Source organism: Streptomyces mutomycini (assembly GCF_001700505.1).
Taxonomy (GTDB): Bacteria; Actinomycetota; Actinomycetes; order Streptomycetales; family Streptomycetaceae; genus Streptomyces; species Streptomyces mutomycini.
This window is the reverse complement of record NZ_MAPV01000042.1, coordinates 10,884-30,197: the sequence shown is the minus strand read 5'-3', so window position 1 is coordinate 30,197 and position 19,314 is coordinate 10,884. Positions and strand designations below refer to the sequence as shown.

17 protein-coding genes and 1 pseudogene are annotated in these 19,314 nt (G+C 71.2%); 8 read left to right on the top strand and 10 right to left on the bottom strand.

Translation table 11 applies throughout. The features are described 5' to 3' along the window. Positions 1-598: 598 nt before the first annotated feature. From BFF76_RS06725 to BFF76_RS06715, 3 genes are all read left to right on the top strand, one after another. A complete protein-coding gene (locus BFF76_RS06725; protein ID WP_208604822.1) occupies positions 599-1,804 on the top strand; it encodes a cytochrome P450 family protein in 1,206 nt (401 codons plus the stop codon). Positions 1,805-1,964: 160 nt separating this feature from the next. After that, complete coding sequence (locus tag BFF76_RS06720) at positions 1,965-2,420, top strand: Rieske (2Fe-2S) protein (RefSeq protein ID WP_031094237.1); 456 nt, start codon at positions 1,965-1,967, stop codon at positions 2,418-2,420. An 87-nt stretch (positions 2,421-2,507) separates the two neighbouring features. Next, positions 2,508-2,978, top strand: coding sequence for a pyridoxamine 5'-phosphate oxidase family protein (locus BFF76_RS06715; RefSeq protein WP_031094239.1), 471 nt, complete (start codon positions 2,508-2,510; stop codon positions 2,976-2,978). Here the strand turns inward: BFF76_RS06715 and BFF76_RS06710 are convergent. Beyond that, positions 2,894-3,883, bottom strand: a complete 990-nt coding sequence (locus tag BFF76_RS06710; protein WP_079122333.1) for a LysR family transcriptional regulator — start codon at positions 3,881-3,883, stop codon at positions 2,894-2,896. The genes BFF76_RS06715 and BFF76_RS06710 overlap by 85 nt on opposite strands. A gap of 156 nt (positions 3,884-4,039) precedes the next feature. Beyond that, positions 4,040-5,371 (bottom strand): aminotransferase class I/II-fold pyridoxal phosphate-dependent enzyme, encoded by a 1,332-nt coding sequence (locus tag BFF76_RS06705; protein WP_079122332.1) that lies wholly within the window; start codon positions 5,369-5,371, stop codon positions 4,040-4,042. Positions 5,372-5,407: 36 nt separating this feature from the next. Between BFF76_RS06705 and BFF76_RS06700 the strand changes: the two genes are divergently transcribed. Beyond that, positions 5,408-6,133 carry a pyridoxamine 5'-phosphate oxidase family protein gene (locus tag BFF76_RS06700; protein ID WP_053931200.1) on the top strand — a complete coding sequence of 242 codons (726 nt, stop codon included), beginning with the start codon at positions 5,408-5,410 and terminating at the stop codon, positions 6,131-6,133. Positions 6,134-6,142: 9 nt separating this feature from the next. On the opposite strand, the gene BFF76_RS06695 is transcribed toward BFF76_RS06700, so the two are convergent. The 5 genes and pseudogenes from BFF76_RS06695 to BFF76_RS06675 form a co-directional block, all read right to left on the bottom strand. Beyond that, positions 6,143-7,099: a DMT family transporter gene (locus BFF76_RS06695; protein ID WP_065847607.1), complete on the bottom strand. Its 957-nt coding sequence runs from the start codon at positions 7,097-7,099 to the stop codon at positions 6,143-6,145. A 154-nt stretch (positions 7,100-7,253) separates the two neighbouring features. Continuing rightward, the gene (locus BFF76_RS06690; RefSeq protein WP_053931198.1) at positions 7,254-8,288 is read right to left on the bottom strand and encodes an EamA family transporter; all 1,035 of its coding nucleotides are present in this window, start codon (positions 8,286-8,288) and stop codon (positions 7,254-7,256) included. A gap of 60 nt (positions 8,289-8,348) precedes the next feature. After that, a complete protein-coding gene (locus tag BFF76_RS06685; protein WP_199831638.1) occupies positions 8,349-8,897 on the bottom strand; it encodes a Clp protease N-terminal domain-containing protein in 549 nt (182 codons plus the stop codon). 189 nt (positions 8,898-9,086) lie between these two features. Continuing rightward, positions 9,087-9,683 (bottom strand): PadR family transcriptional regulator, encoded by a 597-nt coding sequence (locus tag BFF76_RS06680; protein ID WP_079122331.1) that lies wholly within the window; start codon positions 9,681-9,683, stop codon positions 9,087-9,089. A gap of 479 nt (positions 9,684-10,162) precedes the next feature. Beyond that, positions 10,163-10,714 (bottom strand): annotated as a pseudogene (locus BFF76_RS06675) (dienelactone hydrolase family protein); the annotation flags it as partial. 224 nt (positions 10,715-10,938) lie between these two features. Here BFF76_RS06675 and BFF76_RS06670 point away from each other — a divergent pair. Together BFF76_RS06670 and BFF76_RS06665 are read left to right on the top strand one after the other, a co-directional pair. After that, positions 10,939-11,433, top strand: a complete 495-nt coding sequence (locus BFF76_RS06670) for a hypothetical protein (RefSeq protein ID WP_031094264.1) — start codon at positions 10,939-10,941, stop codon at positions 11,431-11,433. Between the two features lie 44 nt (positions 11,434-11,477). Beyond that, a complete protein-coding gene (locus BFF76_RS06665; RefSeq protein WP_031094266.1) occupies positions 11,478-12,299 on the top strand; it encodes a PhzF family phenazine biosynthesis protein in 822 nt (273 codons plus the stop codon). Positions 12,300-12,323: 24 nt separating this feature from the next. Here the strand turns inward: BFF76_RS06665 and BFF76_RS06660 are convergent, their stop codons facing one another. Next, positions 12,324-13,103 carry a CPBP family intramembrane glutamic endopeptidase gene (locus tag BFF76_RS06660; protein ID WP_065847620.1) on the bottom strand — a complete coding sequence of 260 codons (780 nt, stop codon included), beginning with the start codon at positions 13,101-13,103 and terminating at the stop codon, positions 12,324-12,326. 96 nt (positions 13,104-13,199) lie between these two features. After that, complete coding sequence (locus BFF76_RS06655; RefSeq protein WP_065847600.1) at positions 13,200-14,705, bottom strand: glutamate-cysteine ligase family protein; 1,506 nt, start codon at positions 14,703-14,705, stop codon at positions 13,200-13,202. Between the two features lie 492 nt (positions 14,706-15,197). Between BFF76_RS06655 and BFF76_RS06650 the strand changes: the two genes are divergently transcribed. Then, a complete protein-coding gene (locus tag BFF76_RS06650) occupies positions 15,198-15,812 on the top strand; it encodes a hypothetical protein (RefSeq protein WP_031094271.1) in 615 nt (204 codons plus the stop codon). Positions 15,813-16,103: 291 nt separating this feature from the next. Continuing rightward, positions 16,104-16,310, top strand: a complete 207-nt coding sequence (locus BFF76_RS06645) for a DUF5999 family protein (protein WP_031094274.1) — start codon at positions 16,104-16,106, stop codon at positions 16,308-16,310. 74 nt (positions 16,311-16,384) lie between these two features. On the opposite strand, the gene gcvP is transcribed toward BFF76_RS06645, so the two are convergent. After that, complete coding sequence (gene gcvP / locus BFF76_RS06640) at positions 16,385-19,270, bottom strand: aminomethyl-transferring glycine dehydrogenase (RefSeq protein ID WP_065847598.1); 2,886 nt, start codon at positions 19,268-19,270, stop codon at positions 16,385-16,387. Positions 19,271-19,314 lie beyond the last annotated feature (44 nt).

The window sequence follows — 19,314 nt, the reverse complement described above, 5'->3', positions numbered from 1 at the left end:
TGTCAGGCGGGAGGCGCCACCGCCTCCGCTCCTTGGACACCGCGGAACACGGAAACTCATCGGTCCGGATGCGGACCGGCGTTGCACCCGCCCACGTCGCACCGCCCCGCTTGCGACGATCGCACGGGCACGGGCGGTTCGGGAGCGGTCGATCCGGCTGCCGCACGGTGCCTGAGCCGGGCCCCTTCGGTCCTCCCGCTCGCGAGCCGTCTTTGACGTGCCGCGTGCGTGGCAGGGGAGACAGGGACGCCCTCCCCTGAGGCCCCCTTGCCCCGAGCCGCGGACACCTCCTGCCCGGATTCTCACGCGCACAACGCGCCGCCGGAAGATGACCGGTGCCGGACAGCACCCTTTGGTCTACGCTGCCCATGTCCCCAGCATCACAGCCCAGTTCGACGCGTCCCGGGGCTCCCGCTCGCGTGACCGAGGGCTGCGGGGCCCGCCCAGCAACTGCCCGAGAGTGCGCCGGCCCACCCGAGAGGCCGAGGCCACCCACCGTAGAGCGCGATGTGCCCGACTCGCACACCCGTCCGCCCTTCGAACTGGAGCGCTTGTGAATACGTCACCGGCGAACGCCGCACCCGGCAGCCCGCACCCCATGGACCCCTCCGGCGGCTGCCCGCACGCGGCCAACGCCCGCCTGCTGTCCCGGGGAGCGGTGACCGAAGTGCTCCTGCCCGGCGGGGTGGAGGGCATGGCCGTGCTCGGCCATGCGGCCCTCAAGGAGTTCCTGGCACACCCCGATGTGGCCAAGGACGCCCGGCACTTCGCGGCGCTCCAGGCCGGTGGGATCCCGGACGGATGGCCACTGAGGACCTTCGCGACGGTGCAGGGGATGACCACCGCCGACGGGGCCGACCACCGACGGCTGCGGGCCCTCGTCAGCAAAGCGTTCACCACGCGACGGGTGGAGGAACTGCGCCCTCACGTCGAGGCGTTGACCGCATCGCTTCTGGACGGTCTCGACCGTGCCGCCACCTCCGGTGGCGGTGTGGCCGACCTGCGTACGCACTTCGCGTTGCCGCTGCCCATGGGCGTGATCTGTGAGCTGCTGGGAGTGGACGCCGGACATCACGACCGGCTGCACCATCTGTCCAACCGCGTCGTCGCCACCGACATCGGTCCCGAGGAGGCGGTCGCGGCCAACCGGGAGATGGTCGAGGTGCTCAGCGGCGTCGCAGCCGCCAGGGCCGAGAAGCCGGGGGATGACCTGACCAGTGCCCTGATCGCCGCCCGGGAGGAGGACGGCGACCGGCTCGGCCCCCACGAACTGATCGGCACTCTGATGCTCACGATCATCGCGGGACACGAGACGACGCTCAATCTGATCACCAACGCCGTACGCGCCCTGTGCACCCACCGGGATCAGCTCGCGCTCGTCCGGTCGGGCGAGGCGAGCTGGGCGGACGTGGTGGAGGAGACTCTGCGCTGGGACAGCCCCGTCAGCTACTTCCCCTTCCGCTACCCGACCCGCGACCTGATGCTCGAAGGCACCGTGATCCCCAAGGGGACTCCGGTGCTCGCCGGTTACTCCGCGGCCGGCCGCGACAGGAAGGCGCACGGCCACGATGCCGACCGGTTCGACATCACCCGCACCGCTGGGAACAGGCACCTCTCACTCGGGCACGGCGCCCACTTCTGCATGGGAGCGCCATTGGCCAGGATGGAAAGCACTGTCGCGCTCGCGCAGCTGTTCGCGCGCTTTCCCGACCTTGACCTCGCCGTTCCGGAGGCCCAACTGCCGCGGCACGCCTCCTTCGTGGGGAACAGCGTGCGGGCGTTGCCGGTGCGGCTGCACGGCTGAGCACGCCCGTATGACCTGCCTGGACCGCCTCGCCGGGGCCCGCCTCGCTCGCCGTGCCGCTCCTCACGATCGTTGCCTGGCCGGACGCGGCTGAACGCGTGGGGCCACCGATGCGTATCCACTTCCGAGGTCTTGTCACTCCGATGAAGGGAATGTTGGCATGAGCGCATCGCAGGAGAGCCAGGCCCACTTCGGGCGTCGCTCGGTCGTGGCGGCGGTCGGCGCCGCAGGCGTGGCCGCCGCCCTCACCGCGTGCGGTGGTACGCAGGACACCGGAGGTTCGGACACGGTCAGGCCGGCCGGGAGCGGTGACGGAGCGACCGGCGACGGCATGGTCCTCGCGAAGACCTCCGACATCCCCGAGGGCGGCGGCATGGTCTTCGCCGACAAGGGCGTCGTGGTGACGCAGCCCACGGCCGGCACGTACAAGGCGTTCTCCTCGAAGTGCACCCATCAGGGCTGCGCGGTGAAGGGGATCGCCGACGGCGTCATCACATGCCCGTGCCACAACAGTACGTTCGACGCCACGACCGGCGAGGCGACCGGCGGGCCGGCGACCGTCCCGCTGCCGGAGAAGCAGATCCGGGTGGCGAACGGCTCGATCACGCTGGCCTGAGGGACCGGGCCGGGCGGGCCCGTTGCGTGAACGCGAGTGAGCCTCCATGATGCCCGGAACGTGGCCGGAACACAGGAAGGGCGTCCCGTGACCGTTGCCCAGCGTCGTGGCCGTCGGATCATGATGACCGACGCGGAACGGGACGCCTATCTCGCACAGCGGCGCACCTGCCGGGTCGCCACGGTCTCCCCGGAGGGCATGCCGCACGTGGGGGCCCTGTGGTTCGTGTGGGACGGCGGCTCCGTCTGGCTCTACTCCCTCACCCGCAGCCTGCGCTGGGCACAGCTCCGGCGCGACCCGAAGATCGCCGTGGTGGTGGACGACGGGGTGGAGTACGGCGAGCTACGCGGGGTGGAGCTCGCCGGTGAGGTCACCTTCGTGGGTGAGGCCCCCCGCAGGGGCGCGGAATGCGCGGAGTTGGAGTCTCCGGAGCGGCTGTTCGCGTCGAAGTACTTCGGCCTCGAGTCCATGCCTCACGACGAACGGCACGCCTGGCTCCGGCTGACACCGCAGGCCGTCAGGTCCTGGGACTTCAGGAAGTTGTCCGGGCCGGCCTGAGGGCTGTGCAGTGCCCGGCCCGCGGAGCGCAGGGCATCCACGGCGGCCCTGATCGACGGTCTCCGGTCCGCGTCCGCTCGCCACACCGCGTGGACATGACGTCGCATCGGCTGCCGCACGGGCACCAGACGCACACCGTCCGGCACCGGCCCCCGCCCCAGCCGGGGCGCCACGCATACGCCGAATCCGGCAGCGATCAGCGCCAGTTGCGTGTGGTGCTCGCCCGCGAGGTGCGCGATGCGTGGTTCGACCCCCTTGGACCGCAGGGTGAACATCAGCCAGTCGTAACAGAATTCGCCCTCCGGCCAGGACACCCAGTCGTCCTCGGCGAAATCTTCGATGTCCACCTCCGCCCGGTCCGCGAGGGGATGACCCGAGGGCATGGCGATGTCCGGCGCGTCGTCGAGCAGTTCGGCCTTGCCCAGACCGCCGGGGACCGGCAGGCGCTTGTTGCTCCAGTCGAGCACCACGGCGAGATCCGCATCGCCCCGGAGCACCGACCGGATGCCGCTCTCCGGCTCCTGCTCCTTCGTACGCAGCTTGAGTTCGGGATGCCTCGCGCGGAGTGTGGTGAGGGCGCCGGGGAAGAGCCCCCGGGCCGCCGTCGGGAAGGCCGCGATCCGGACCTCCCCCACCACTTGGCCCCGTTGGGCCTCGATGTCGGACTGCGCGGTCTCCACCTGCGAGAGGATCTTCGCGGCATGGCCCGCGAGCAGTCGGCCGGCGTCGGTGAGACGGACCCCCCGGCCGTTCTTGGCCAGGAGCTGCTGCCCGACCTCGCGTTCCAGTTTGGCCAGTTGCTGAGAGACCGCCGAGGTGGTGACGTGGAGGCCGTCGGCCGCCCCGCTGACCGAGCCGTGCCGTGCGAGGGCATCCAGTGTCCGCAGGCGCTCCAGATTCAACACATAAGCGATGCTACGCCAGGTGCCACACGAAACATCAGCCGTCCTACGTCATTCCGTGCGCCGGGAGCACCCCCCGGCCGTACCGGCGATCCTCGCGGGAGCCGCACTCCCCAGGGCCGGGCGCGCGGCTCAGCCGGATCGCGCGCACCCGGGCAGTCAGCCATGGCTGAGCGGGCGGGCGGGCGGCACCGCTGCCGCGACCGCGTCCGCCAGTGGGTCGATGTCGGCGGCGCACAGCGTCGAGACGGTCAGACGCACCCCCTGCGGCGAGGCCAGCCGGAACCGCGCCCCCGGAGCCACCGCCCAGCCCGAGTGCAGCATCCTGGCCACAGCCCCGGTCTCGTCACTCACGGGCACCCACACGTTCATCCCGGTCCGCCCGTACGCCGCGATCCCCCGTTCCCCCAGCGCCCGCACCAGTGCGTCCCGGCGCTCCCCGTAGGAGCGGGCGACCGCCGCAGCGTCCACGGCGCCCGTCGCCCACAGGTGCGCCACGGTCCGCTGCAGCAGCCCACTGACCCAGCCGGGCCCGAGGTGCTGACGCCCCGTCACCCGGTCGACGGTCAGCGCGTCCCCGGTGAGCACGGCAAGCCTCAGGTCGGGTCCGTACGCCTTGGAGACGGACCGGACGAACGCCCAGCGCTCCGTGACACCGGCGAGGGGGTGGACCGGCAGGTCGACGATCGCGTGGCCGTGATCGTCCTCGATCAGGAGCACCCCGGGATGCCCCGCGAGAACGGTCCGCAGCTCAGCTGCCCGCACCCGCCCCACGGCGGCACCGGTCGGATTCTGCGCCCGGTCGGTGACCACCAGAGCCTTGGCCCCCGCCCGCAGTGCACGCTCCACGCCTTCCGGCAGCGGACCCTCGTCGTCCAGCGCCACCGGCACGGCGTGCATGCCGAGCGCCGGGATCAGGTCCAGCAGTGCGCCCCACCCCGGATCCTCCACCGCGACGGCGTCACCCGGCCGCAGATGCGCCGACAGCACCCGCTCGATCGCGTCGAGCGACCCGGACGCCAGCGCCACCGGGCCGGACGGAACCCCGTCGGAGTCAAGACCGGCCCGCACCAGCTCCGCCAGCTCCGGGACCACCGGGTCGTCCCCGTACATGCCGGGCCGGCGGGCGTACGCGTCCGAGGCGGCGGCCAGCGCCGGCCCGAGAGAGGGCAGGAGCGCGGGGTCCGGATTGCCGTCACCGAGGTCGCGCACCCCCGCCGGGGCCTCCACCCGGAGCGATCCACGCGCCGTACTCGCGGGCCGCGACCTCACCCGGCTCCCCCGCCGCCCCGCCGTCTCGATCACTCCGCGCTCGCGCAGTGTCCGGTATGCGGCGGCAACGGTATTCGGATTGACGCCGAGCAGAGTCGCCAACTCCCGCATGGGCGGCAGCACATGACCGGGCTCCAGGTCACCCGCAGCGACACCCTGCTCCACACTCGCGGCAATGTCGGATGCACGCCGCCCACCGATCCGATACTCTCCTAGCACAAAAATTACTATGCACTAGTGCAATGGAGTAAGCAAATGCCGGACACCGCCATGCACGACAGCACCGGCCTTCCCGGGGCCGCGGCCTACCCGACGACGGAGCGCACGGTCCCGACCCGCGCCAAGGAACGCGCCTCGTACGACAGGGAGACGGTCCACTCCATACTCGACGAGGCATACCTCTGCCACCTGGGCTTCATCCGCGACGGCGCGCCCGTCGTCCTCCCGACGCTCTTCGGCCGGGTCGGTGAGCGGATCTATGTGCACGGTTCGACCGGCTCGCGCCCGCTGCGGGCGGCGGGCGCGGCGGATCCCGGCCTGGCCGTCTGCCTGACCGTGACGCATGTGGACGGCCTTGTGCTGGCCCGTTCCGCCTTCCACCACTCGATGAACTACCGCTCCGTCGTGGTCCACGGCACGGCGCGCACGGTGACGGACCCGGAGGAACGGCGCATCGCACTGGACGCCATCGTCGACCAGGTGGTGCCGGGCCGGTCGAAGGACTCGCGTCCGGCGGACGCGAAGGAGCTCGCCGCGACCGCGGTGATCCGTCTCGACCTCGACGAGGTCTCCGCCAAGATCCGGACGGGCGGCCCGAACGACGAGCCGGCGGACCTCTCGCTGCCGCACTGGGCGGGCGTGGTTCCGGTGGCCCCGTCGTACGCGGCACCGGTGCCGTCCGGCGATCTGGACCCGGACGTCCAGGTGCCGGACTACCTCACCGCGCTCCGGCCCGACGCCGGCCTGTCTCCCGCGCCGTGATCCGGCGGGTCAGGCCGCCACGGCTGCCCGACGGCGGGCGGCGGCGGCACCGCGCGTCTCGGCAAGGGCCAGCCCCGCCACGGCGGTGAGCAGGATCAGCGTCCCGACGACCGTGGCCGCGGTGAGCCGTTCCCGCAGCACGGTCACCGCGATGACCGCGGCACTCACCGGCTCGAGCAGCATGATCACGGACACGGTGGCGGAGCGGACCGCCGCGGCGCCCGCGAAGTAGAGCGCGTACGCGAGTGCGGTCGGCACCGCCGCCACGTAGACGAGCAGCAACAGCACGTGGCCCGTCTCGGCGGTGTGCGGCACGATGCCTTCGGCAGCCGCCATGGGCAGCAGCCCCACGGCGCCGATGCCGAAGGCCCACGCGCTGGTGGCAAGGGAGTCGCCCGCCTCGCCGCCCCTGCCGAGATACCGGGTCAGCAGCGTGATCGCCGCGTAGCCTGCGGCGGACAGTACGGCCAGCAGCAGCCCCACGGGCCGCACTTCGGCCGGTTCACCACCGAGCACCAGCACGGCAAGTCCGGCGAGCGCTCCGGCCACCGCGGCGAGCCCGCCCCTGCCCAGCCGCTCCCCCATGGTCAGCCGCGCGCCGACCGCGATGAGGACGGGCCCCGCGCCCAGCGTGACCACGGTCCCCACGGCGAGCCCGGTCGCCTCGACCGCCGCGAAGTACGCGCTCTGGAAGACGGTGAGACCGATGCCGGTTCCCAGAATGCGCAGCAGCCGCCGACGGCGCGGCTCGGTGGGGGTACGCGGGCGGCGGGGACGCAGCGCCAGCGCCCCGGCCAGCAGGACGAGACCGCCCGCACAGCGCCAGAACGACAGGGCCAGAGGCCCGAGATCGCTGATCCGGTACAGCAGGGACGCGGCCGCGCCCGCCGTACCCCATGCGATGCCGGCGACGACGAGATAGACCAGGCTCCGCCCGACGGGCAGGCCGGAAACAGGGTGGGACACGTGACTCTCCAGAAGAAGGTGGTCGGTCGCTCGGCTCCGCGCGCGGGCAGCGACGAACCGCTCGGGGCGTACCCGAGCCCGGTCTTCGTCCGGAGTGGCCGCCTCGCGCTAGGCGGCAGGAGGCGGAAGTACGGTCTGCGGCATGATCGACACCCTACGACGGTGCCTGAGGCCGGGACAACTCGCTTCCGGCGGCTGCCGGATCGGGCGCTTCCGCCGCCGTCGCGGCCGCCACCCCCGGACCCGACGCCACGGGCCCCGACGGCGGTCTGGGCGCGGACGACTGCGCGATGAAGGCGCCGACCAGCACCACGCCGCCACCCACGAGCTGCGGCGCGGAGAGGTGCTCACCGAGCAGGACCCATGCGAGCACGGTCGCGATGACCGCTTCCAGGCAGGCGACGACGCCCGCGACCTGGGGGGAGAGCAGCCGTACCGACACGACACCGGTGACATAGGCGAGCACGGTCGCGAGCAGCACGATCCAGCCGAGCAGCAGCCACGCGGGGACGTCGCGCCCGTCCATGTCCGCACTGCTGCCGAGTACCGACCAGTCCATGCCCCACGGCCTGGCCACCACCGTGAGCACGGCCGTGCCGACGAGCAGTCCGTACGCGATCACGCCCACGGGATGCGGGGGTTCCGCCTCCGTCTTGTCCCCGTGGCCGGCGCCCTGGTCCGACAGGACGAAGTAGCCCACCTGGCAGCACGCCGCGCCGAGAGCGAGCAGCAGCCCGATCACGTCGAAGCTCAGGCCGGCCCACACCTCGACGACGCAGGCGAGTCCGCAGACCGCCAGCACCACACCGGCCGCGGCGGCGCGGGTGACGGGCCGCCGCTGCACGAAGCGCACCCAGCCGAGGACGAGTGCGGGTGCCAGATACTCGATGAGGAGGGCGACGCCGACCGGGATGCGCGAGAGCGAGGCGAAGTAGAAGGCCTGCACCCCGGCTACGGCGAACAGCCCGAAGCCGGCCAGCAGAACGGGCCGCTCCCGCACGAGATTCCGGTGCCGCCAGGCAACCGGCAGCATGACGAGAGCGGCGCCGGCCACCCTCAGCCACACCACGTGCAGCGGGTCGAGCCCCGCCTCGATCAGCGGCTTGGCCGCCACCCCTGAACCACCGAATGCGAAGGCCGAGGCAAGGGCCAGGCCCAGACCGGCACTTCTCGCCTGAGACGCGTGCATCGGCACATCATGGCAGCAGGCGTCATCAGCGTCACCCCTTTCACACCTGTCCACACAGTGTCAGTGATCACCCCTGCGGATCCCCCCACCCTCTCTGTCCGCCGCACGGGCGCCGAGCCACTCGGCCTCGACTCCGGCCCGCTCCAGCACTTCGACGGCGCGGCTCCGCGGATCCGCGACCAGCGCCGCCAGCAGATCGAGCCCATCGGCGTGGAGCTCCCCGCGCAGCAGCGCTCCGCGGCCGGCACGGTCCAGTGCCGCCACCGCCGCGGGCGACCACCCCTCACCCGCGGGTGCCCGTACGGCCGGGAACCCGCCCGAATCCGCTTGCGCTCCCTGCCAGCGGAGGCCGTACCCGATGCTGCGCTGCACGAGGTATCCGAGCACCCTGGCCAGCTGCGGCCCGCCGTCGAAGACCTCACGGACCGCGGGGTCCGCCTCGACGAGGGAGTGCAGGAGATGAGCGGTATCGACATGACGGTCGCCGTCGCGCACGGCCCGCCTTCGCGCCCCGGTCACCACGACGGTCATCGCGCTGCTCAGCCCGGCACCGGCCCACGGGTGGTTCGGCGGGGTTTGTTCGGGGATCCCTGACGTCCGGATATGCACATCTCCACCCCATCAGTCCCGGCGAGCGAACACATCCCCGGCGCGGCCCATCCGCCATCCCGCCAAAGGCGGGCACCGGAGGGAGGTCCCTCATCCCTGCGGATGAGGCCGCGCCCCCCGCGTGCCGCGCGGCGGACGGGAGAAGGGCCCCACGAGGGGGCCCTTCTCCGCTTGCGTGTGCCGCACGGCTCAGTGCTCGTCGGCGAGGATCAGGTACAGCTTCTTACGGGCGTCGTTGATCACCGTGAGGGCCTTCTGCCGCTGGTCGGCAGAGCCGGTCTTCCAGACCTGGCCGAACGCCTCCATCAGACCGAAGCCTGCCTGCCGGATCTCGTTCACGCCCTCCCAGTCGACACCGCGTCCCGCCTCCTCCCAGGGGGCGTCGGGGCCCGACTCGGCCTCGCTGCGACCGAGACCGGTGAGGGTGAACATCTTCTTGCCGCCCTCGCTGGCGCTGACGATCAGACCCTCGTCCTCCAGTAGCTGGAGGGTGGGGTACACCGAGCCGGGACTGGGCTTCCAGGCCCCTCCGCTGCGCTCACCGATCTCCTGGATCATCTCGTAACCGTGCATCGAGCGGCCCGTGAGCAGCGCGAGGATCGACGCGCGCACGTCACCGCGCCTGGCCCTCCCCCGGCCACCTCCCCGGCCGCGGCCGCCGCCGAAGGGCCCGCCGCCGAAGGGCGGCCCGAACGGGCCGAACGCGGCGCGGCCGCCTTCGAATTCTCCCCTGCCGGCGCCTCGGCGCCCGGGGCCGCATCCATGGCCGTCTCCATGTGAACGCATGACTGCACTCCTCTCGTCATGATCGCTGCGCGACCCTTCTCCGAACTGTCGCGATACCTCAACGATATATCGGAAACTATCACCCGGCAAGGCGCTTCACACGCTGGGCAGCGACGGCCTTCCTGGCGTCCAGCGCCGACGTCGCGCTGGACGCGTGGAGGAAGCACCTCCTCGCCGGCGAAGGAGGCGAGCAGCACGGCTGAACAGCCACCCCGGATAACCGGGGTCACACAGCCTCCACGGGGGCGGTTCCGTGACGGCGCGTCCCGGTGGCCTCATGGGCCGGCCCGTCCACCAGGGCGGGGGACGGGCCTCGGTGTGGTCAGCGAGACAGGACCACGCCGCTGTTCCCGGGGCGGGGACGCGGGCTTCGGGGTCGGCGACGCGCCAGTCCTGGAAGTGATGGCCGGCGCGGGCCGCCTTCGGCCTGGGTGCTCCTCGCCGAAATGTCGGGCTATCCGATGCGGTCGAGAAAACCCAGCACGACCGGCAACCTGCGTCGCGGCGTGTTCGTCGTGCGACGGCAGGCTGCTGTCAGTGAACAGGTGCCTGTCGCCGGGGTAGAGGAACACTTCGGCGTCCGCCGCCGTCGCGACGAGCGCCCGGGCTGCGTCCACGTCGCCCTCCCCGGCGAAGAACGGATCCGCGTCCATGCCGTGGACCTGGACCGGGACATCGTGGGGCCAGGCGCCGCCGAACTCCGCGACCGGGACGCATGCTTCCAGCAACAGCGCGCCCTTCGCGCCGGAGCGGGTCTGGGCCAGCTTCTGCGCCGGCAGGACGCCGAGCGAGAACCCGAGGTAGACGAGTTCCGCGGGCAGTTCCTCGGCGGCGGCGGTACCGCGCGCGATGACCGTGTCGAACCCGGCGTCCTCGGCGTAGCCCAAGCCCTCACGGAGGCTGTCGAACACCTGCCCCTCGAACAGGTCCGGGGCGTGGACGGTGTGCCCGCCCCGTCGCAGCCGCTCGGCGAACTGCTGGACGCCGATGGTCAGCCCGTGCCCGTGGTGGAACACCAGCACCTCAGCCATTTCGCTCCCCTCGTGCTGCGGCGCCCGGTGGCGCCGCAGCACGAGTATGGCTACCGCCCACCCCGACGGGTGGTGCGCACAGGACACAGACGGACCCACTCCGGAAGAGATCAGGAATGCCCTGGCAGGCCGAGCATGGACCCGTCCGCCTCGCCTCGCGGACGGCGAGTCGGGCGCGGCGAAAGCCACTTGCTCCCACACCCGTGAGGGGCTAGGACTCCTCCGTGACCATTTTCTTGTGCGCCGCCTGTTCAGGTCCCTTGACGGGGGACGTCCAGCTGTCGGAGATGCCGGCCAGGCCGGAGTTCGACGGCCGGATCGGACCTGATGGATACCGGCGGGCGCCCTCCACCGTGGCAAGAGGGTTCTACGCATTCGATCCCGAGCCCTGGGGTGCCCCGTTCCTGCCCACCGACGAGCCGGTCCCCATGTTTCCGGGCGGCCCCAGTGCGTCCCCTCCGGACGGGGACGGGTTTCTCATGTCGGGCGGGCCGCGCAACACGATCGTGCTGCATTGCGACGACGCCCCGGAGCTGCACACCGACCGGGACGGAGACCACTCCGGCTGCTGCGGGCTGCACGGCTGGAACGGGCCGAACCAACTCTGTTCCTGTGGCGCCTCGGTGGGCACGAAGATCAGCGAGTGCTACACGGCGTACGAACTCCATCTCGACCCCGCGCGTGTAAGGCCCGAAGTATCCGGAGCCGCACATTCGTGATTGGCCTTGGACCACTCGGAGCGGCCCCGCCTACGGTCTGCTGCATGAAGATCCGCATCGTCGACGCGTTCACCGACCGCCCCTTCGCCGGTAACCCCGCCGGCGTCGTGATCCTGGACTCCGGGGCCTTCCCCGGAGCGGACCGCCTCCAGCTCGTCGCCGCCGAGGTGAACCTCTCCGAGACGGCGTTCGTCCATCCGCTGCCGCCGGGCGGGGAGGCCGACTGGGCGCTGCGCTGGTTCACCCCCACCACCGAGGTCGATCTCTGCGGGCACGCGACACTGGCCGCCGCCCACGTCCTGCACACCACTGAAGTCGCCGGCGGAACGGTGCGCTACGCCACCCGTTCCGGCGTCCTGCGCACCACCGCCCACGCCGACGGCACCCTGACCCTGGACTTCCCGACGGCGCCGCTGAAGCCCGTCTCCGCCCCGCCCGGACTGACAGCGGCGCTGGGCGTGGCGCCGCTGTCCGTCCACGACACGGGCGAGCAGGTCGGTGACCTCCTGGTGGAGCTGGCCGACGAGAGGGCCGTTCGCACTCTGCGGCCGGATTTCGCCGCGCTGGCCTCGTGCTCCCGCCGCGGAGTCATCGCCACCGCGGCAGCCGAGGACCCCGCAGACGCGTACGACTTCGTTTCCCGCGGCTTCTTCCCCGCGGTGGGCATCGACGAGGACCCGGTGACCGGCAGCGCCCACACCGCTCTCGCGCCCTTCTGGTCGGCCAGGTTCGGCCGCGACGACCTCGTCGGGGTCCAGGCCTCGGCACGGTCGGGCCTGGTGCGGACCTCGCTGCGCGGTGAGCGCACCCTGCTGACGGGCAGCGCCGTCACGGTGATCGACGGTGAGCTGCTCGCCGGGCTCTGAGAGCGGCGGCAGCGGGCCGCCCGCTCACGGGGTGGGCAGCCAGTCCACCTCGCCCGCGAGCAGGGCGTATCCGACGAACGCCCCGATGTCGAGCAGGGCGTGCGCGACGACCAGCGGCCCGACCCGCCCCCAGCGCCTGTAAAGCAGCACGAAGACGACGCCCATGACCAGGTTCCCGATGAAACCGCCGATCCCCTGGTACAGGTGGTACGAGCCGCGCAGCACGGAACTCGCCACCAGGGCGGCCATCGGCGTCCACCCGAGCTGCCCCAGCCGCCTCAGCAGATAGCCGACGACGATGACTTCCTCCACGAGGGAGTTCTGCAACGCGGAGAGGATCAGTACGGGGAACTTCCACCACACGTCGGGCAGGGACTCGGGAACCACCGTCAGGTTGAATCCCGCGGCCCGCGCCACGAGGTAGAACGCCAGCCCCGCGCTGCCGATACCCGCGGCGACCAGGGTGCCCCGGCCCAGGTCCGGCCAGGGCCTGGCGCGGTCGAGACCGAGGGTCCGCAGACCGGCGCCCTCCCGGATGAGCAGGTGCGCCACCAGCGCGACCGGCACCAGGGCCGAGGCGATGCCGAACAGCTGCCAGGCAAGGTCCAGCCAAGGCCGCCCGGGGGCGTACGAGCCGTTCAGCGTCGCCGCCTGGTCCTTGAGGCCGCCCGGTTTCGTCAGCGACCCGATGAAGCTGATCAGGGCGGACACCCCGCTGGCCCCGAGTGAGAGAGCCAGCACGAGCAGCGTCTCCGACCGGAGGACCCGCCGGGACACCTCCTCGTGAGGAATGGATTCAGCCACGCGCCCCGCCTCCACCTGTACACCTGCCGTCAGCCATGCGTCGTCATAGCTTGCCCGACGGGGCCGCGGCGGCGGGACACCGGGCGGCCGTCCCCCTCAGGGGGCGGGAAAGCCGACGGGCCAGGTGTGCACCGGCTCGCCCACCTGCATGAGCTCCCCGTAACGGCGGGTGGTGGCCGCCAGTGCGCCCTCCCGTTCGAGGCCCGCCTCCAAGGCTCGGTGGTACGTGTCGACCTGCCAGGACGCGCCGTTCACGCGGAGCCGGCAGCGCTCCTCGATGACGCCGAGGTAGCGGTCACGGTCCGCGGGTTCGATGTTCCAGGCGTCGAGCCCTGCGGCCGCGAGCGGCAGCAGTTCATCCCGTACGAGGTCGACGGCGGACACCTTCGCCACGCCGCCGGAACGGCCGGAGCGCGGCCAGAGCAGCTTGGCGTCGATCCCGTGGCGGCACGCGGCGTCGAAGTTCTCCGCTGCCGCCTCGAAGGGCAGCCTGGTCCAAACGGGCCGGGTTTCGTCGGCGAGCGCCCGCACCAGCCCGTAGTAGAAGGCCGCATTGGCGATCACGTCGACGACCGTGGGGCCGGCGGGCAGGACCCGGTTCTCCACCCTCAGATGAGGGACGCCGCCGGCCAGCCCGTAGACCGGCCGGTTCCACCGGTAGACCGTGCCGTTGTGCAGGACGAGTTCGGCCAGCGCCGGCACACCGCCCTCGTCGAGGACCCTCAGTGGGTCCTCCTCGTCGCAGATCGGCAGCAGGGGCGGGTAGAAGCGCACGTTCTCCTCGAAGAGCTCGTACGCGGAACTGATCCAGCGCTCCCCGAACCAGGTCCTCGGGCGCACCCCCTGATTACGGAGTTCGGGCGGCCGCACGTCCGTGGCCTGCTGGAAGAGCGGCGGCCTCGACTCGCGCCACAGCTCCTTGCCGAACAGGAAGGGAGAGTTGGCTCCGAGGGCGATCTGCACGGACGCGACGGCCTGGGCCGCGTTCCATACGTCCGCGAAGCGGTCCGGCGTCACCTGCAGGTGCAGCTGAACCGATGTGCACGCCGATTCCGGCGCGATCGAAGCAGAGGTCGAGACCAATCGCTCGACCCCTTCGATATCGAGGATGAATTCCTCGCCGCGCGCGGCCGCCATTTGATCGTTGAGGAGCGTATAACGGTCGACGTCCGACAGGTTCGCCGACACCACGTCGTCCCGCCCCAGGGTCGGCAGGATGCCGATCATCACGATCCCGGCATCTACCTCCGCGGCCTTCCGGTGCGCATAGGCGAGCCCCGTGCGCAACTCCTCAGCCAGCTGATCGAATACCCGGCCGCTCAGCCGGTGGGGAAGAATATTCACTTCCAGGTTGAACATCCCCAGTTCCGTCTGGAAATCCCGGCTGGCGATGCGCTGGAGCACCTCTGCATTCCGCATCCTCGGCATGCCGTCCGAACCCGCGAGATTCAGCTCGATCTCCAGCCCCATGAGATTTCTGGGGCGATCGAACCTCCGCTCCGACAGGAGCCTCTCCAGTCCCTTCAGGCACTGGGTGAGCTTCTCGCGGTACGCCTGCCGATCGGACGGGGCAAAGGCACCCGCCACGACCTTCTCGCCCATCGAAGGGTCCCTCCTCGAGTGGGCGGCCCGCGGCCCAGGCCGCTCGTATCACGATCGATAATGCCCCGCCGAGATGATCCGTAACGCCCCCGCGGCTCACGGGTGCCCAGTAGTCTGTTGCCTGAAGCCGGAGGCACATTCCGAAGGCATGGGGCATATGCAGTTTGCGCGGCCGAGGTACACGGCTGATACACCGATGGGTTTCAGCCTACCGCCGCATCGGGAAAGTACCTGGCGACGGGGGTCGGGCACGACCCGGATCCACAGAAACCGCGCAATACAAAGACTCGAATCCCCCTTGCGCGCAATACTCGGGACGGGTAGCCGAAACATGGTGTGAACATTTGTCGTATAAACTCTGCGAACGAGGCAGAGAGTTGACGCATCGGCCCGTCCGCCCCGTCACCGGCCTCCCTCTGGCCCCACACGCCGACAGCGCCGTCTGCACCCGCCCACGCATCACCGTGTCTCCGAAGTGAGAGGCGACCCATTATGCCGCTGCATGTTTCCCCGGCCCCAGCGCCCGCACTGCGCAGCGTTCTCGCGGCACTCGGTTCTCATACCGCAGTCCGTGAGGCCCACACGCCCGCTCTCCGCTCCGTCCAGGGAGCACTGAGTCCCGAACTGCCGCTTCCCGTCCACGTGCTGGACCGGATCGTGCCGAACGAGACGGCACCGCGCACTCGCCTCGCCGGCTGGCGCTTCCTGATCCGCAGCGGTGAGCGCGTCGTCGCCGCCGCGGACACGATGCTCACCGCCGACGGCTGGACCTTCTCGCACTTCTTCGAGGGCCCGTACATCGTCTCCACCGAACTGGCAGTGAGACAGGCGGAGTCGACGACGGCTCAGTACCAGCCACGTCTCCTGTCGGTGCCCGAGCTGTACATGTTCACGCTGTGGCTGCACCACGACGTCGACGCCGACGCCGGCAGCGGCGCACTCGCGCCGACCGATGTGCTGGTGCCCCTGGCACCCGCTCCTCCGGGCTTCACGGCCCACCGCCCGCACCGGGTCGCCGACCTGCTTCCCGTCATGACACTCCGTGTCGCCCCGGCACCGCTTCCGGACCTCCCCGAGATCCCCGGCCTCCTCGGGTCGCCCGCCTGACCCTCCTTCCTCACGCGCCCCCGCCGAGCCGCTGCCCGGCGGGGGCGCGTCACTGCCTGTCCGGACTAGTCCGGACAGGTCACCCCGAACCATCCGAACGGACAGTGCAGTTGGATTGAACCGTCCGGCCGGGTGATGCGTCACGGAAGGAGAACACCAGCTGCCGCGAAATCCCTGCGGAGAGACGTCCGCAGGGCAACACTGGAACCGGACCGACTAGATACGGGGGCGGCCATGATCACATCATCCGGCCGCAGGACATTCGACTCGACGCAGCGAAAGAACCCAGCCATGTGCCAGCACCAGCCACCCTGCCCGACCGCCGACTCCAACGACCGGGAAGCGGCACGCCTGATGGCTCACCACCCGGAACAGGGCTGGAGCCTGCTGTGCAACGGCGTCCTGCTGTTCGAGGACACCGGTGAGCTGCTCCCCGACGGGCAGATCATCGCCCCCCACCGCCCGCTGAAGGGCGGCCGGGTGGTGAAGGCCGCCTGACCGCGGCCGGACGGAACACGGGGGGGCCGGCCCGGAGAGGTCTCCGTACCGGCCCCGACGCGTGTCCGCCCGGCTTACTGGTCGTACTCGTCCAGCGGCGGGCAGGAGCAGACCAGGTTGCGGTCGCCGAACGCGCCGTCGATCCGGCGGACCGGCGGCCAGTACTTGTCCGAGGGCGTGACGCCGGACGGGAAGACCGCCTCTTCGCGGCTGTAGCCGTGCGTCCACTCCCCGCCGAGCGCCGCGGCCGTGTGCGGGGCGTTGCGCAGCGGGTTGTCGTCCGCGCTCCACTCACCGGAGGCGACCTTGTCGATCTCGCCGCGAATGGCGATCATCGTGTCGCAGAACCGGTCGATCTCGGCGAGGTCCTCGCTCTCGGTCGGCTCGATCATCAGGGTCCCGGCCACCGGGAACGACATGGTCGGCGAGTGGAAGCCGTAGTCGATCAGCCGCTTGGCGATGTCGTCGATGCTGACACCCGTCGCCTTGGAGACCGGCCGCAGGTCCACGATGCACTCGTGCGCGACCAGACCGGCAGGGCCGTTGTAGAGGACCGGGAAGTGCGGTTCGAGACGCTTGGCGATGTAGTTGGCCGCGAGTACGGCGACCTGCGTAGCACGCTTCAGACCCTCGCCCCCCATGAGGCGTACGTAGGCCCACGAGATCGGCAGGATGCCCGCCGAGCCCCACGGCGCGGCCGAGATCGGTCCGACACCGGTCTCCGGGCCTGCTGCGGGCTGGAGGGGGTGGTTGGGGAGGTAGGGCGCCAGGTGGCTGCGCACCCCGACCGGACCGACGCCCGGGCCGCCCCCGCCGTGCGGGATGCAGAAGGTCTTGTGCAGGTTCAGGTGGGAGACGTCGCCACCGAAATGGCCCGGCTTCGCGAGACCGACCAGCGCGTTGAGGTTGGCGCCGTCCACGTAGACCTGGCCGCCGGCGTCGTGCACCTCGCCGCAGATGTCGGCGACGTGCTCCTCGAAGACGCCGTGCGTGGAGGGGTAGGTGATCATGAGGACGGCGAGCTCGTCGCGGTGCTTCGCGATCTTGGCACGGAGGTCGTCTATGTCGACCTCGCCGTCGTCGGCGGTCTTCACCACGACGACCTTCATGCCGGCCATGACGGCGCTCGCGGCGTTGGTGCCGTGCGCGGAGGACGGGATCAGACAGACGGTGCGCCCGTGCTCCCCGTTCGCCCGGTGGTATGCGCGGACGGCCAGAAGCCCGGCGAACTCGCCCTGTGAGCCCGCGTTGGGCTGGATGGAGACGGCGTCGTAACCGGTGACCTCGGCGAGACGCTCCTCCAGTTCACGGATGAGGGTGAGGAAGCCCTGCGCCTGCTCGGCCGGCGCGAACGGGTGCAGCGCGCCGAACTCGGGCCAGGTGATCGACTCCATCTCGGCGGTCGCGTTGAGCTTCATGGTGCAGGAGCCGAGCGGGATCATGCCGCGGTCCAGCGCGTAGTCACGGTCGGCGAGCTTGCGGAGGTAACGCAGCATCGCCGTCTCGGAGCGGTACTGGTGGAACACCGGGTGGGTGAGGACGGCGTCGGAGCGCAGCAGTCCCTCGGGCAGCACGTCGGCCGCCTCGGCGTCCAGGGCCTCGATGTCGCCACCGGCGCCGAAGGCCGCCCAGACGGCGGCGATCCGGGCCCGGGTGGTCGTCTCGTCGCAGGCGACGGAGACGTGGTCGGCGTCGACGAGGCGCAGGTTCACCCCGCGCTCACGCGCACCGGTGACCACGTCGGCCGCCGTGCCCGGCACCCGGACGGTGAGCGTGTCGAAGTACGCGTCGTGCACGACCTCGGTCCCGGCGGCACGCAGGCCCTCGGCCAGGATGGCGGCGAACCGGTGGGTGCGCCGGGCGATCGTCCGCAGCCCCTCGGGCCCGTGGTAGACGGCGTACATACCGGCCATGACGGCGAGCAGCACCTGGGCCGTGCAGATGTTGCTGGTGGCCTTCTCCCGGCGGATGTGCTGCTCCCGGGTCTGCAGTGCCAGCCGGTAGGCCTTGTTGCCGTCCGTGTCGACGGAGACACCGACGAGGCGGCCGGGCAGGCTGCGGGCGAACTTCTCGCGCACGGCCATGAAGCCGGCGTGCGGTCCGCCGAAGCCCATCGGGACGCCGAAGCGCTGCGTGGTGCCCACGGCGATGTCCGCGCCCAGCTCGCCGGGCGAGGTGAGCAGCGTCAGGGCCAGCAGGTCGGCGGCGACGGACACGATCGCGCCCAGCCCGTGCGCCTGCTCGATGACGGGCCTGATGTCGCGTACGGCGCCGGAGGCACCCGGGTACTGGAGCAGCACGCCGAAGACGCCGCGTTCGGCGACCTCCGCCGGGATGCCGTCGGTGAGGTCGGCGACGACGACCTCGACACCGGTCGGCTCGGCGCGGGTCTCGATCACGGCGACGGTCTGCGGCAGGGTGTCGGCGTCGACCAGGAAGACGCCGCCCTTCACCTTGCCGACCCGCCGTGCCAGAGCCATGGCCTCGGCCGCGGCCGTGCCCTCGTCGAGCAGCGAGGCACCCGAGGTCGGCAGCCCGGTGAGGTCGGCGACCATCGTCTGGAAGTTCAGCAGGGCCTCGAGACGTCCCTGGGAGATCTCCGGCTGGTACGGCGTGTAGGCCGTGTACCAGGCGGGGTTCTCCATGACGTTGCGCAGGATGACCGGCGGGGTGAACGTCCCGTAGTAGCCGAGCCCGATCATCGGTGCGAGGACCTGGTTGCGGTCGGCGAGACTGCGCAGCTCGGCCAGGACCTCGGCCTCGGTGCGGGCCTCGGGGAGGTTCAGCGCCTCGGCACTCCTGATCACGTCGGGCACGGCGGCGGCGGTGAGCTCGTCGAGGGAGCCGTAGCCGACCTGGGCGAGCATCTTCGCCTGAGCCCCGGCATCGGGCCCGATGTGGCGGTGCTCGAACGGAATGCCCTGCTCCAGCTGGGAGAGCGGAGTGCGACGGGGGGTCATGATGGAGGCCTCCTGGTCTGTCACGACCTGCGAGGGGCGCCACG